This window comes from Veillonella sp. 3310 (assembly GCF_003999875.1).
Classification (GTDB): Bacteria; Bacillota; Negativicutes; order Veillonellales; family Veillonellaceae; genus F0422.
The window spans coordinates 583,956-599,662 of sequence record NZ_RQVJ01000001.1 but is presented as its reverse complement, the minus strand read 5'-3'; the positions used below and the strand labels follow the sequence as shown (position 1 = coordinate 599,662).

At 38.0% G+C, this 15,707-nt stretch carries 10 protein-coding genes and 1 CRISPR repeat array; all 10 genes read left to right on the top strand.

What is annotated here, in order from left to right; all coding sequences use genetic code 11:
• The first annotated feature begins 314 nt into the window (after positions 1-314).
• The 10 genes from cas9 (at position 315) to EO127_RS02870 (ending at position 15,697) form a co-directional block, all read left to right on the top strand.
• Positions 315-4,445: a type II CRISPR RNA-guided endonuclease Cas9 gene (gene cas9, locus EO127_RS02915; protein ID WP_127447932.1), complete on the top strand. Its 4,131-nt coding sequence runs from the start codon at positions 315-317 to the stop codon at positions 4,443-4,445.
• Positions 4,446-4,453: 8 nt separating this feature from the next.
• On the top strand, positions 4,454-4,669 hold the full coding sequence (locus tag EO127_RS02910) for a hypothetical protein (RefSeq protein ID WP_206169247.1): 216 nt from the start codon (positions 4,454-4,456) through the stop codon (positions 4,667-4,669).
• A 14-nt stretch (positions 4,670-4,683) separates the two neighbouring features.
• Positions 4,684-4,833: a hypothetical protein gene (locus tag EO127_RS08925; protein ID WP_371412848.1), complete on the top strand. Its 150-nt coding sequence runs from the start codon at positions 4,684-4,686 to the stop codon at positions 4,831-4,833.
• A 193-nt stretch (positions 4,834-5,026) separates the two neighbouring features.
• A CRISPR array of direct repeats spans positions 5,027-6,239; the repeat unit is 27 nt; unit sequence GTTTGAGAGTAGTGTAATTCTGTAAAT.
• Positions 6,240-6,422: 183 nt separating this feature from the next.
• Complete coding sequence (gene secA / locus EO127_RS02900; protein WP_127447931.1) at positions 6,423-8,861, top strand: preprotein translocase subunit SecA; 2,439 nt, start codon at positions 6,423-6,425, stop codon at positions 8,859-8,861.
• 80 nt (positions 8,862-8,941) lie between these two features.
• Positions 8,942-10,049 (top strand): peptide chain release factor 2 gene (gene prfB / locus EO127_RS02895; RefSeq protein WP_240645978.1). Its coding sequence is split into 2 segments (ribosomal slippage): positions 8,942-8,998 and positions 9,000-10,049, totalling 1,107 coding nucleotides; the frame shifts between segments, so codons are not numbered across the junction.
• 4 nt (positions 10,050-10,053) lie between these two features.
• Complete coding sequence (locus EO127_RS02890) at positions 10,054-10,779, top strand: LmeA family phospholipid-binding protein (protein WP_127447930.1); 726 nt, start codon at positions 10,054-10,056, stop codon at positions 10,777-10,779.
• 8 nt (positions 10,780-10,787) lie between these two features.
• Positions 10,788-12,812 carry a DUF5693 family protein gene (locus tag EO127_RS02885; RefSeq protein WP_127447929.1) on the top strand — a complete coding sequence of 675 codons (2,025 nt, stop codon included), beginning with the start codon at positions 10,788-10,790 and terminating at the stop codon, positions 12,810-12,812.
• Complete coding sequence (csaB, locus tag EO127_RS02880; RefSeq protein WP_127448070.1) at positions 12,805-13,896, top strand: polysaccharide pyruvyl transferase CsaB; 1,092 nt, start codon at positions 12,805-12,807, stop codon at positions 13,894-13,896. The genes EO127_RS02885 and csaB overlap by 8 nt, the downstream gene beginning before the upstream one ends.
• Positions 13,897-13,934: 38 nt before the next feature.
• Positions 13,935-14,762 carry a transketolase gene (locus EO127_RS02875; protein ID WP_127447928.1) on the top strand — a complete coding sequence of 276 codons (828 nt, stop codon included), beginning with the start codon at positions 13,935-13,937 and terminating at the stop codon, positions 14,760-14,762.
• Positions 14,763-14,764: 2 nt separating this feature from the next.
• Positions 14,765-15,697, top strand: coding sequence for a transketolase family protein (locus tag EO127_RS02870; RefSeq protein WP_127447927.1), 933 nt, complete (start codon positions 14,765-14,767; stop codon positions 15,695-15,697).
• Positions 15,698-15,707: the final 10 nt, after the last annotated feature.

Here is a 15,707-nt window from a genome sequence, read left to right as displayed (position 1 = left end):
TTAAAAGAAGGATAATAAAAAAACTCAATTCCAAATGAATTGAGTTAAGTACCCACAGCGGGTGCCCCAAGGGCGATGAAAATAAATTCGTATTTGAACTTGTAGTGTGATTCTGTAAATATCTCAAACGTAAATATCTCTAACGTCTTTGAGATGCTTTCATTGTATACAAAAAAAGATATGGAGTCAAGTGTTTTTAAGTAGTATAATGAAATTAAATAATATATGGTAATATTCATTTTGAGGTATGGTAATGAATATTTACAGTTGTATTGTGTGAGGTCGGTTATGTTGTATGGAAAAGGAGAAGTACAATGAGTGATTTTGACAAACACAAGGATCAGATTTGCAAACACAAAGGTTTCAAAAGGGGCAATTATTTTATTGGTTTCGATATTGGTACAAATTCTGTTGGTTGGGCTGTGACAAATGAGAAGTATGAATTATTGAAGTTCAAGTCTCATAAGATGTGGGGGTCTAGATTGTTTACAGAGGCGCAAACCGCAGTAGATACTCGTATGAAACGGTCAGGTCGTCGTCGTATACAACGTCGCAAGTTTCGATTACTTTTACTAGAGTCATTATTTGCTAAAGAAATTAATGCGGTAGATGAAACATTTTTCATGCGTCTTCATGAATCAAAATACCATGTAGAAGATAAAACGAATCCAGTGAAATATACTTTATTCATGGATAAAGAGTACACTGATATAGATTACTACAAGGAATTTCCTACAATTTATCACTTACGCAACCATTTGATGACAGAAGGTACGAAAGACATTCGCTTGTTATTTTTGGGGATTCATCATATCTTAAAATACCGTGGCAACTTTTTATATGGTAAAAAAGAATTTTCCGTGGATGGAGAAATTAATGAAGTAGTACGATCTACGTTATCAGAGTTAGGCTTTGGTACACACATAGATAATGAAAGTGTACTTGGCGTTGTAGTATTTCTATTATTAGATAGAGGAGTAGGGCGTAGTGATACGGTAAAACAATTAGAGCCTATTATTGGGAATGGGAAAAAACTTTCTAGTATCGATAAAAAACGGTTGAAAGCGTGGGGTAATCTAATTATTGGATTAAAAGCAAATTTAGTGGACCTTTTCACCGAGGAAGATGTTGAAATAGCAGTACCAGAGGATAAAGAGTTCAAAGATATTTGTCTTAGCAAGATCATCTATGATGACGTGCGAGATGCGTATACGGAGGTGTGGGGCGACAAATTTACCGTTGTGGATCAATGTAAAGTTTTACATGATATCATCGTCATCAGCTCCATTATCAAACCAGGTCAATCACTTTCAGAGGCGAAAATAGAATCCTATCAGCAACATAAGGAAGATTTAGTAGTATTGAAATCTGTACTGAAAGATGACAGAAAACTATATGATGATATGTTTGTGGCAGACGTGGATAAAGGCACCAACTATGTGAAATATATTAAGCAAGGTGTTACTGGAAACACATCAACTACAGAAGAAGATTTCTTCAAATACGTGAAAAAAGTAGTATCCGCTTTGCCAGCGACAGAAGATACGGAGATAGTATTACAAAAAATAGAAGAAGGGGTATTTTTACCGCTCCAACGAATTAGTAAAAATGGTGTAGTACCTTATCAATTACACAAAGAAGAATTAGTACGCATCCTAGACAAAGCTAAGGTGAATTTTCCATTTTTAAATGAAGTGGAAGATGGATTGACGGTAGCGGATAAAATTATATCTATCTTAGAATTTAAAATTCCCTATTATGTGGGCCCATTGAATCCAGCACACTCCATTGAAAATGGCGGGTTTGCTTGGGTTGTTCGTAAGGAAGCAGGACAGGTATTGCCGTGGAATTTTGAACAAAAAGTTGACGTCCAAGCATCGGCGGTTAAATTCATTGAAAACTTAACTAACAAATGCACTTATTTAATCGACCAAGATGTGTTGCCGAAATATTCCTTGCTTTATGAGGAGTTTTCGTTGCTGAATGAATTGAACAATATTCGTGTCAACGACAAACCATTACCGGCAGATGTGAAACATGCATTTATTAGAGACCATTTTATGTCCTTGCAAGATAGTAAAACAGCTACGAAAAAAGTGGTCGCAAAATATTTAGTAGATAATAACTATGTATCACAGCCGCCTATTATCACAGGCATGGATCAACATATTGCTACGAAATTAACATCCCACAGAGATATGACTCGTATCCTAGGGGAACATTTTGACCATGCCATGGCAGAAGATATCATTCGATATATCACTATCTTTGGTGAAAGTAAAGATATGTTGCGGCAAGTGTTGAAAAACTATTATGGAGATCGTCTTACTAGAGAACAAATTAAAAAATTAGGAAAACTTACCTATACAGGTTGGGGCAAATTGTCTAAAAAATTCCTAACAGACATTTGGGGCATGAAAAAGAACGATAATGATGCAGAAGCAGGTACTATCATTGAGCATATGCGTGAGGGTCAGGAGAATTTGATGCAACTATTGAGCTCTTCCTATTCTTTCATTGATGTGGTCCAAGAATATGTGACACAAGTATTGGGATCCAAAGAAAAAACTACCTTTGAAATGCTAGAAGATTTGTCTTTGTCGCCAATGGTAAAACGTAGTGTATGGCAAACATTGCGTATCCTTGATGAGCTTATATCTATTCGTAAAGAAGTACCAAAGAAAATATTTGTGGAAGTAGCTCGTACAAATAAAGCAGATAAAAAGCGGACTCAGTCTAGAAAAGGTATATTGGTAGATTTATATAAACAAATTAAGGATGGAGAAATAGAACGTTTACGTGATGAACTCAATGCATTTAATGAGTCGGATTTAGATAGCAAAAAGCTATATTTATATTTTACTCAGTTAGGTAGATGTATGTATTCAGGGGAAAGAATTGATATACGTGATTTAGCTACTGGTCAATATGATAAAGATCATATTTTTCCACAAAGCAAGACTAAAGATGATAGTTTTGATAATTTAGTATTAGTGGATAAAACTTTAAATATGCGTAAAAAGGATACCTATCCTATTGATGAAACAATTCAAAAACAAAGGCGAGATTTTTGGAAGATGCTCTTAGATAAAGGATTGATATCTCAAAAGAAATTTGAGCGGTTAATTAGAGTTGAACCTTTAACAGATGAGGAATTAAATCATTTTATCAATCGTCAGTTGGTATCTACGAATCAGTCTGTGAAAGCTGTTACTACCTTATTACGCCAATTGTACCCAGATACAGAAGTGGTATTTTCCAAAGCAGAAAATGTATCTGATTTTAGAAGAGATTTTGGGTTTATTAAAGTACGCTCCATCAATCACCATCATCATGCCAAAGATGCGTACCTAAATATTGTAGTGGGCAATGTATACCATGAAAAATTTACAAAGAACTTCTTTGTCTTTGCTAAACAAAATGGCACTCACCGAACCTATAATTTGACGAAGATGTTTGAAAAGAAAATTTGCTCAACAGAAAATAAAGATAGTATTATTTGGGATCCAGATGTTAGCATGGATACTGTCAAAACGATGATGCGGAGTAATGACGTTCGAGTGACCCAACGAGCAGTACCACAAAAAGGTGGACTATCCGATGAAACCGTATACAAAAAAGGCGTAGCCAAACAAGGTGTGTACTTACCATTAAAATCGTCGGACATACATTTAAGCGATGTGGAAAAATATGGTGGAAGAACCAAAATGACCATCGCTGAATATGTTATTTTAAAAATTGTGGATATAAAGGATAAAGAGAAGATTGAAATCTTCCCACTTCCATTATATGTTTCTAATCAAGGATGTCTCAAAGAAGATATTATTGCACTGTATAGTAAAGGCTCTAAAGATGCAAAAAAAATAAGAAGTATTGAAGTCATGTATAGAGGTCTTTATATTGGTAGTTTAGTTAATATTAATGGGTTTAAATATTATTTAGGAGGAAGAACTGGAGATAAAGTCTGCGTAGATTGTGCTATAGATTTAGTATTAGATAATGATATTAGTGTTTATATTAAATTGCTGGAAAAAGTTGAATATCAAAAAATAGAAAATCCTAAAACATTTGATATTCATACTATTACAACAACATATTCGGATAATAAAATATATGTTACAGCAGAAGATAATAAAAAACTATATCAAGTTTTTATGGATAAACTTTCTACTCCTTTATTTATAAAATTAAAAGGAAATAAATTAGAGGAATTTAAGACTATAGGGTTTGATAAATTTTGCGAGTTATCTTTAGAAAATCAAGTTACTATATTAATGGAAATCCTTAATATTATTACTAATTTTAAAACTACTAGGAATTTAGAGCTGATTAACATAAAAAGCTCAAGATCTACAGTCGGTATTAATGTATCTAATACTGAAAGCTTTAGTGTCATCACAACATCTATTACAGGTTTATATGAAAATGAAATTAAAATAAAATAGGAGAAACTATGAGTTGGCGAACGGTAGTTATAACTAAGCAATCTAAACTTAATTTTAAAATGAATTATATGATTGTTCGGCAGGGATTTGATGTGAAAAAAGTGTTTATTGATGAGATTTACATGGTGATTATTGAATCTACTGCAGTAAGTTTAACTACCGTTCTTCTTAATGCTTTAGTTAAAGCTAAGGTGAAAATTGTATTTTCAGAAAATTTCTATTAGTGAATGGCTTTATTATGTTACAGGAATCAGTGTATGTGAAGTTGGTATTAAATACAACAAGTGTTAAATTGTTAGAAAAACAACTGCGGGAACATAAGCCTGTAATTTGTGATTATGAATATAGATATGTATTTAGACTCCGAGGAATTACATCAATTTTTTAAGACTATATTAGCGAAACAGCTATGTGTTCTATGTATATCATCTGGTTCATATGGACTAGATGATATTGAAAAATCTTTAATTAATGGGTATACTTTAGATAGTGATTTTTGTTTGATTTAACGGTATTTACAGGATTACACTTGGTGGTGACTGGACAAGCTTTGGAACGCTGAACTTGTATTTGGGTTTGGGGTTTGAGAGTAGTGTAATTCTGTAAATGTCTCAAACTGAATAACTCACTACAGTGTTTATTCCATAGTTTGAGAGTAGTGTAATTCTGTAAATGTCTCAAACAAAGGATGAGTGGGAAGGGGATGAAGTTCCGTTTGAGAGTAGTGTAATTCTGTAAATGTCTCAAACATCACATTATGTCCACATATGGAATCAGCAGTTTGAGAGTAGTGTAATTCTGTAAATATCTCAAACTTTGAAGCATGCTTGCAAGTGTTGTTGTCGGTTTGAGAGTTAATGTAATTCTATAAATGCCTCAAACTGAACATAAAAAAATAAAGCACAAGCGCTGTTTGAGAGTAGTGTGATTCTGTAAATACTTCAAACTTTTCTTTGATCTGTGTAAGTGGGCATTGGTTTTAGAGTAGTGTAATTCTGTAAGTGTCTCAAACGTGTTACTACTAACACTCTTAGCGTGAGACGTTTGAAAGTAGTGCAATTCTGTAAGTGTCTCAAACCTTTAGTACAGCATCTATACCGTAGGCTGTGTTTGAGAGTAGTGTAATTCTGTAAATATCTCAAGCCGGTATAACTTCCGCCTAGGTGTAATTAAGGTTTGAGAGTAGTGTAATTCTGTAAATATCTCAAACGTCAAAATTGGCAGTATCAAATTCTTCACTGTTTGAGAGTAGTGTAATTCTGTAAATGTCTCAAACATGGGGTTACAAATAGCTGTATAGCATGATGTTTGAGAGTAGTGTAATTCTGTAAATATCTCAAACTATGATCTAACCGAAGATGATTTCTTGAGTGTTTGAGAGTAGTGTAATTCTGTAAATGTCTTAAACTGCAAGGGATGGTGTAAAGCGAATGCCATTGTTTGAGAGTAGTGTAATTCTGTAAATGTCTCAAACTCCAATCACTAACTTCATGGATTAGCGCGCGTTTGAGAGTAGTGTAATTCTGTAAATGTCTCAAACCCTAACTCCCTTAGATTTTAGTAGACTCGTGTTTGAGAGTAGTGTAATTCTGTAAATGTCTCAAACTCAGTGGGCGATGTTAACTTCGAGGGTGATGTTTGAGAGTAGTGTAATTCTGTAAATGTCTCAAACTCCAATAACTTTTACAAAAACGCCAATTGTGTTTGAGAGTACTGTGATTCTATAAATATCTAAAACTGATATCTACGTCCAAAAAATATGTGACGGTTTGAGAGTGGTATGATTTTCTAAATTGAATACAGAAATGGATAGATTAGTTTGTGCATATAACGGACTAATCTTTTTTATAGTATGAAACAATAAACATGACACCGTCACTTTATCACTTCTTTTTGACTATTACTTGCTAGTAGGCTATAATAATCTAGATACATAGTCTTTAATTGAAACTTTCCACATATAAGGAGTTGAGATAGTTGTTAGGTTTTATACAAAAACTATTAGGCAATAAAAATGCAAAAGAAATTAAACGAATTCGATCCATTGTTGAAGAGATTAATGGATTGGAACCAGAACTGTTATCCTTGAGCGATACTTCTTTACGCGCAAAGACAGAGGAGTTCAAAGCAAGGTTGGCTAATGGTGAAACATTAGATGATATTTTACCAGAAGCATTTGCTGTGGTTCGTGAGGCATCCAAGCGTGTATTGGGTATGCGTCACTTTGATGTGCAAATGATTGGTGGTATTGTATTGCATCGTGGTAATATCGCAGAGATGCGTACTGGTGAAGGTAAAACATTAGTAGCTACATTACCAGTATATTTAAATGCCCTATCTGGTAAAGGTGTGCACGTGGTAACAGTGAATGATTACCTGGCGAAACGTGACAGCGAATGGATGGGACGTTTATACAACTTCCTTGGTTTATCTACGGGTTTAATCGTAGCTGGCTTAGATTATGACCAACGGAAACAATCCTATGGTGCAGATATTACCTATGGTACAAATAATGAGTTTGGCTTTGACTATTTGCGTGATAACATGGTTGTTCATGCGGATCAAATGGTACAACGTCCGTTGAACTATGCCATCGTCGATGAAGTGGACTCCATTTTAATTGACGAAGCACGTACACCACTCATTATTTCCGGTCCAGGGGAACGATCTACAGAACGCTATTATGAATTAGCGAAAGTAGTACCACACCTAGTGAAAGACGAAGATTACACCATCGATGAAAAACAAAAAACCATAGCTCCTACAGAAGAAGGGATTGCAAAAGTTGAAAAAATGTTGCATATCGAAAACTTGTATGATTCTTCTAACTTAGAATTGAATCACTTGTTAAGTGCCTCTCTTCGTGCGTATGCCATGATGGAGCGTGACAAAGATTACGTCGTGAAAGATGGCGAAGTGGTTATCGTTGACGAATTTACTGGTCGTTTAATGTTTGGTCGTCGTTATTCCGATGGTTTGCACCAAGCTATTGAGGCAAAAGAAGGCTTACGTGTAGAACGTGAAAGCCAAACATTGGCATCTATTACATTCCAGAACTATTTCCGTATGTACGAAAAATTGTCTGGTATGACTGGTACAGCGAAAACAGAAGAACAAGAATTTAACAATATTTACGGTTTGGAAGTATATGAAATTCCACCAAATAAAGTATTGGCACGTGTGGATATGCCAGATTTAATCTTTAAAACAAAAGATGCTAAATATCGTGCCGTTGTTCGCGATGTGGTAGAACGTCATAAAACAGGGCAACCAATTCTTGTGGGTACTACCTCTATTACGCAATCTGAAATGCTTAGTGATATGTTGACAAAAGCAGGCGTACCTCACAATGTATTGAATGCGAAACATCATGAGCAAGAAGCAGAAATTGTTGCGAATGCAGGTCAGCGTGGCATGGTAACCATTGCCACGAATATGGCAGGCCGTGGTACCGATATTTCCTTAGGGGAAGGCGTAGCTGAATTAGGTGGTTTGCACATTTTAGGTACTGAGCGACATGAAAGTCGTCGTATCGACAATCAGCTGCGTGGTCGTTCTGGCCGTCAAGGGGACAATGGTTCCTCTCAATTCTTCCTATCTTTGGAAGATGATTTGATGCGTATTTTCGGCGCAGATAATATTGCTGGCATGATGGATAAATTAGGTATGGAAGAAGACGAGCCTATCGAGCATTCTTTAATTACTAAATCCATCGAACGAGCACAGAAAAAAGTAGAAAATCATAACTTTAATATTCGTAAGTATATCTTGGAATATGATGATGTTATGAATCAACAACGGGAAGTATTATACGGACAACGTCGTTTGATCTTGAATAACCAATCCTTGCGTGAAACCATTTTGCATATGGTTGACAATTTGATTATCAACGCTATGAATCAATATGCAGATGAAAAACTATATCCAGAAGAATGGAACTATGAAGGGTTACTAAAACATTTAGAAATTTACTTCTTAGAACCAGGTATGTTGACAGTAGAGCAAATGGAAGAATATGGTCGTGCAGAATTGCAAGAGCATTTAATCGACATTGCTCACCAAGAGTATGAAAAACGTGAAGCCTTATTTGGAGAAGCAAATATGCGTGAGCTTGAAAAAGCCATCATGCTTAAAGTGGTGGACAGCAAATGGATGGAACATTTGGATGCTATGGATATGCTAAAAGAAGGGATTGGCCTACGTGCATATGGACAAAAAAATCCATTAGTAGAATACAAATTCGAGGCCTATGACATGTTCGAAAGTATGAAAGAAGCTATTACGGATGAAACTATTATGTATTTATACCGTATCCAAATTAATGTGGAAACAATAGCAGAAGAAGAACCGGTTGATCATCTAGCTGATGCTAAGACCCACCATGAAGACGTGTTGGAACCACAAAACGTAGACTAGACTTTCATGGCCACGCAGCGAGGTGATACATCTCCTGTGCGGCCATTTTTTGTATAGAATGAAAGAAAGAGGTGAATAAATTGTTAGAAGACTTAAAAGGTCCTATTGACAATTTAGAGGAGCGTATTTTTGGAATGAGGGATTCACTTTAACATCGCTCAAAAAGAAGAACGCATATTAACGTTGGATATAAAAATGAGTGACCCTGATTTTTGGAATGATCCAGAGGCAGCGCGCGACATTTCCCAAGAGGCGACACAATTAAAAGATGCTGTAGAAGGATATAAAAAGCTGGTCACAGACATCGAAGAAGCAAAACTCATGCTAGAGATGGCCATCGATGAAGAAGATGTATCTATGGAAGGAGAACTGACTGCTATGGTAGAGCAGTTGACCCATGAAGTGGAGCATCGTGAAGTATTGCTATTATTAAGTGGTGAATACGATAAAAATAATGCCATCCTTACGTTCCATGCCGGTGCAGGTGGTACAGAGGCACAAGATTGGTGTTCCATGCTCATCCGCATGTACTTGCGGTGGGCGGAAAAACAAGGATATAGTATTTCTCTCATGGATGAACAAGTTGGAGATGAAGCAGGCATTAAAAGTGCGACGTTCCTCATAAAAGGGGAAAATGCCTTTGGCTATATGAAATCTGAAAAAGGTGTACATCGGTTAGTTCGTATTTCTCCTTTTGATTCTGCCGCACGCCGTCATACATCATTCTGTGCCGTTGACGTGATGCCTGAAATTGATGAGACTGTAGAAATCAATTTGGATATGAAAGATGTACAAGTGGATACCTACCGTGCCAGTGGTGCTGGTGGACAGCACATCAACAAAACGGACTCTGCCGTACGTATGACACATACTCCGACGGGGATTGTCGTACAGTGTCAAAGTGAGCGCTCACAAATTCAAAATAGAGAGCAATGTTTAAAACTATTGCGTGCTAAATTATTTGAATTAGAGTTAGAAAAGCAAGCTGAATTGAAGGAACAATTGGGCGGTACCTACCAAGCCATTGAATGGGGGAGCCAAATTCGATCCTATGTATTCCATCCGTACAATATGGTTAAAGATCATCGTACTAGTGTGGAAACAGGTAATGTACAAGCTGTCATGGACGGTAATTTAGATCAATTTATGGAAGGTTTCTTGAAGAAAGAAGCGAATTTAACAATATAATGGAGTGGCAGTGAGAAATTTCTTTTTAAAAACAATACTATTCGTCTTGATACTAGGTGGTATCGTTATAGGAGGCTCATCCTTTTTATTGCCTACCCTTGTGAGTCATGAAGTGGAATCAAGATTAGAAGGAACTTTGCATCCTGAGGAACAATCTATGCGTATTGAATCCTCTCCTGGATTTAAATTGGCATTAGGTGAGATTGACTCCTTTCGTGGTAACTTAGAAGGCGTTACTTTAGGTAAGTTGAAAGTACAACGTTTGACATTTGATTTACGTCAAATTCAGATTGAGCCTAAAGAATTATTTTTTGACCAACAATTACGTTTTACGAGTTTTGGACAAGGTCATATTGAAGGAGTTATCCATCAAGATGATTTGAAACGATACATTGAACAACATTTATCCAGCTCCAGTGCAAAAGGGTTATCCATTGAAACTGTGGAGATTTCTGACCGTGGCATTGTCATGAGTGGTCGTATCGACGTAGGGGGATTCCTCTCTGGTAAGGTAACCATCCAAGGTCATTTAGAAATTGAAGGGAATACATTACAGTTTGCTACAGAAAAGTTGTCCATTGGTGGAGCTAGTTTAAACCGCTTATCTAGTGGTGCGGTAAAAGCAATTCCTCTCTATGATTTTGGAGAATTCCCAATTCCAGTTCAATTGGATCGCGTAGAAACAGGGCGTGAAGAAATTCACGTATTTGTGCATCCTGTTGCACAATAGGAGGGCTTATGAAATTAAAGACAATATCTATTTACACATGGATTTTATTAGCCTTTCTAGGTGTAGGCATTGTGAGTGGACTCCTATTGGTGAAAGAACGTCATCATATTGAGGCGCAGCAGGAACAGATTGAAAATATCATTGATTATGATGGGCTCCTTCGTGCTAATGCCTACGAAAAACGTTCCTTATCGGAGGCTGTAGTCGCGGCTAAAGAATCTGGTATTACGGCCTTAGCGATTTATGATAGAACACTGCAAAAAGAAAAAGATGCAGGTCATATTCATATGTATAGCTCCCATGATTTACAGCAGCTACAAGTGGAAGGTGCCCAGCCAGGTATGACCTATGTAGGCGTGATTCCGGGTAAAGAAGCTTACTTTCAAGAGGTGCAAGAAGATTTAATACGCCGCCTAGGTAAGGATAAAGTTACAACGTTGCAAACATCGTTTGGTCCTATGTTAGGATTAGCCTTACCAAGTGATTCGATGAAAGATATGAATTTGGGAATTTCCAAGTTACAAGCTCAAGAAGTGGCGAACCTAGGATTCCATGTCATTGTGCGCCCTACGAACTATAAAGGCGTTACCGTGGAAGATGTGGACCATGTGTTCCAACGAATCGAGGGTGTCCCTAATGTAACGGGTATGGTCTTTGTAGGGAAAGAAGCTTTGGGATATCCATTGCATGTGGATCGTACCTTAGAACAATTAGAAGCACGCCATATCCCTGTAGTTGGCATTGAAGCGGTCAACCAATTGCAATATTTCCCTCAAGCAGGGTTCCTAGAAATGGCTAATGCCAATTACTATAAAGTAGGCAGATTGTATACTGTATCGAAAGAAGAGGTACGTAAGCTTACACCAGGTGAATTGGTACAATGGTTCTACATTAGCGATATTGAACGAAATATCCGTTACAACTTGTTCCCATTATATGAACAAGGCGTAGATAATAGAACCGCATTAGAAACGACATTGTTTGTAGCGAAACAAGTGACCGATAAATTACAAGCTCGTGGCTTTACCACAGGGCAAGCCTCAGTCTATCCGGTGTATACACCGAATACTTTGTTACGACTGTTAACGATGACAGGCGTCATAAGCTTAGCGACACTCACATTAGGTCAGTTCATACGTATACGAAAACCATATTTACTAGGCCTATTTGCTGTGGGGACCATCCTTTCTATTGGTATCTATGTGATGACCATAGGCACAAAAATTATGTCTGCTTGGGCATTGGTAGCAGCTATATCTGCTCCAGTTTTGGCCATGACGATGATCTTTGATTGTTGGTCGAAACGTAATCATGCAGGCTTGTCTCCGTGGAGAAGTACCATCGAGTCTGTAGTATATTTGGTGGTAGCAGCCTTCATTGCAGCCGTTGGTGGTATTAGTATTGCTGCCATGTTAGGTAGCACACAGTTCTTTATGGAATTTGCGTTATTCCATGGCGTGAAATTAACTTTTGTGGCACCAGTAGTATTGACTGCTATCGCCTATTTACAACGGTTTCCAATTTGGAAAGGCAGAACTATTTCTTCTGTGAAAGATGTAAAATCTTTCATTACAGAATTTGTACAAATAGATATTAAAGTATATAGCTTATTAATCCTAGGTGCTTTGGCTGTGGTAGCCTATGTCTTTGTAGGTCGTAGTGGTCATACAGCAGGCGTACCAGTACCGTCTTGGGAGCTGGCTTTACGTAGATTTTTAGAAAATACTATGTATGCTCGCCCTCGTGAAAAAGAATTTTTAATTGGTCATCCAGCATTTATGCTGGCTGCCTATGCTGTGGGACGACGCATTCCAATGGTATTGCATTTTGCCTTATCCGTAGGGGCTGTCATAGGCATTGCATCCATGGTAGAAACATTCTGTCACTTGCGTACGCCAGTGTATATGTCCATTGCCCGTGGTTATGATGGATTGCTATTAGGTATCGTCATCGGTTTACTAGCGATTATGGCGGTTCGTTTCATCGGTTATGGCATTCGTTGGTTCCAAGGGCGAGGTGAAAGCCATGTGTAAGATACTCATTTCCGGTTATTATGGATTTGGTAATGCCGGAGATGAAGCGCTATTGAGTTCAATTTTGCAGGCATTGCTAGAACTAGAACCACGGGCTGAGATTACGGTGATTTCCGGAAATCCTGTAGAAACTATGAGCACTCATAAGGTGAAAGCCATTGGTCGATTTGATATGTGGAAGATATACCAAGCGATACATTCTTGCGATATGCTCATCAGTGGTGGCGGTAGTTTGTTGCAAGATGTAACAAGCGCGCGCAGTTTGTATTACTACTTGAGTATTATCGCTTTAGCAAATACCTTGGGAAAACGAGTGATGATTTATGCCCAAGGCATTGGGCCTTTGCGTAAATCTTTGGCTCGTGCCACGGTGGGACGTGTATTGAATCAAGTATCTATGATTACTGTACGAGATCACGCTTCAAAAGAGGAACTGATTTCACTGGGTATCCATAATGTACCCATCACAGTGACTGCTGATGCGGTACTAGGGATGCATCCAGTGGATACTGCGGTGGGCCGTGATATATTGGAGTCCTATGGAGTTGATTTTGACCGACCGATTGTGGGAGTATCTGTACGTGCTTGGAAAGATTGCACAGAGTATCAAACTATATTGGCAAAAGCTCTCGACCAGATTCAGGCCGCTAAGGATACTCAGATCGTATTCATTCCTATGCAACATCGGGAGGATACGATGGAAGCAGAAACCATAGCTAAACAGATGAGAACGAAGTCCACGGTCCTAGCTGATTCGTATAGCACTACTGAGTTATTGGCGCTTAGTGGTTCCGTGGATGTCATGATAGGTGTACGGCTCCATGCATTAGTATTTAGTGCGTTAATGGAAACACCTTGCTTAGGGATCTCCTATGACCCTAAAATTTTAAACTTTCTTCATATGATTGGTGAAGAGCCGGTAGGTGATTTACATACATTAACAGTAGAACCTATTGTGGCGCATACAGTAAACTCGTTGGAACGAAAGACTTTCACGGAAACTGTGCTAGAAAACATCCATGAACTGCGAAGAAATGCATTAGAGAATGCCCGCATTGCCATTGGCATGCTGCATGATAAATAATTTACCTTAGAATTGTGTATAACACGGGAGGGTATAGTATGTTAACACTTGAACAAAAACAATTGATACAAGAAAAAGCAAAAGCGATTCGTGTAAACATCGTGAAAGCGGTCACAGCAGCAAAATCTGGTCATCCAGGTGGATCCTTATCCATTGCTGATGTGATGAGCTTGTTGTACTTTCAAGAAATGAATGTAAATCCAAATGAGCCGAAAGATCCAAACCGCGATCGTTTTGTCTTATCTAAAGGACATGCTGCACCAGCTCTGTATGCTACGTTAGCAGAAAAAGGGTTCTTTCCAATAGAAGAATTACTAAACTTGCGTAAAATTGACCATATCTTGCAAGGTCATCCAGATATGAAATACATTCCAGGTGTAGATATGTCTACTGGTTCCTTGGGACAAGGTATTTCTGCGGCTTGTGGTATGGCATTGGCAGGTAAGATTGATGGATCCTCCTACCGTGTATACTCTGTACTAGGTGATGGCGAATTAGAAGAAGGACAAGTATGGGAAGCTGCGATGTTTGCAGCACATTACAAATTATCGAACTTAACAGCGTTTGTAGATTTTAATGGCTTGCAAATCGATGGTGACATTACAAAAGTTATGAGTCCATTACCAATTGATGAAAAATTCAAAGCTTTCGGGTGGCATGTGATAGTGGTGGATGGTCATGATTTAGATGCCTTACATGCAGCAGTAACAGAAGCAAAAGCAACGACAGATAAACCGACTATGGTGATTATGAATACTGTTAAAGGTAAAGGTGTACAAGCTATGGAAGGCCAAGCAGGCTGGCATGGTAAGGCGCCATCACAAGAAGAATGTGACAAATTTGTAGCGGAATTGTTGGAGGTGTAATCATGGGAAAAGCGACTCGTGAAGCATATGGTGCAGCCTTAGTTAAAGTGGGTGCCACTCATAAAGATGTTGTTGTATTAGATGCAGATTTATCCAAATCTACAAAAACTGATGAATTTAAAAAAGTATATCCTGAACGATTCTTTAATGTAGGGATTGCAGAGCAAAACTTAATTTCTGTAGGCGCTGGTTTGGCAGCAGCAGGCAAAGTACCATTTGTGTCTTCCTTTGCTATGTTTGCCACAGGTCGTGCTTTTGAACAAGTACGCAATGCTGTATGTTATCCAAAATTAAATGTAAAAATATGTGCCACTCATGCGGGTATCACTGTAGGTGAAGACGGTGCGACACATCAAAGTTTGGAAGATATTTCTTGTATGCGTACATTGCCTAATATGACTGTTGTGGTACCAGCCGATGCAGCAGAAACAGAAGCTGTCATCGCTTGGGCAGCAGAGTATCATGGTCCTGTGTATGTGCGGTTAGGCCGTGCCGGTGTAGAAGATGTGACACCAGAAGGTTACACATTTGTGCCAGGAAAATCTCAACAATTACGTGATGGTAAGGATGCTACGATTATTGCGTGTGGTGCTTTAGTGGGACCTGCCGTAGAAGCAGCAGCTACGTTAGAAGCAGAAGGTATTTCTGTGCGTGTCATCAACATGGCATCCATTAAACCTATCGATGCAGAGGCGATTGTGAAAGCAGCAAAAGAAACAGGTCTATTGATCACCGCTGAAGAGCATAATGTAATTGGTGGCTTAGGCAGTGCTGTGGCAGAAGTTGTAGTCAAAGAATGTCCAGTGCCTATGGAATTTGTAGGTGTAAAGGATACCTTTGGTGAATCTGGTACACCGAAAGAATTGATGACAAAATATGGTCTAACAGCAGCTGATATTGTAGCAGCTACCAAACGAGGTATAGCGCGAAAATAGGAAGGGAATG

Coding starts and splice junctions, on each gene's coding strand:
- cas9 (WP_127447932.1), top strand. CDS start 315: ATGAGTGATTTTGACAAACACAAGGATCAGATTTGCAAACACAAAGGT.
- EO127_RS02910 (WP_206169247.1), top strand. CDS start 4,454: ATGAGTTGGCGAACGGTAGTTATAACTAAGCAATCTAAACTTAATTTT.
- EO127_RS08925 (WP_371412848.1), top strand. CDS start 4,684: ATGTTACAGGAATCAGTGTATGTGAAGTTGGTATTAAATACAACAAGT.
- EO127_RS02885 (WP_127447929.1), top strand. CDS start 10,788: ATGAAATTAAAGACAATATCTATTTACACATGGATTTTATTAGCCTTT.
- csaB (WP_127448070.1), top strand. CDS start 12,805: ATGTGTAAGATACTCATTTCCGGTTATTATGGATTTGGTAATGCCGGA.
- EO127_RS02875 (WP_127447928.1), top strand. CDS start 13,935: ATGTTAACACTTGAACAAAAACAATTGATACAAGAAAAAGCAAAAGCG.
- EO127_RS02870 (WP_127447927.1), top strand. CDS start 14,765: ATGGGAAAAGCGACTCGTGAAGCATATGGTGCAGCCTTAGTTAAAGTG.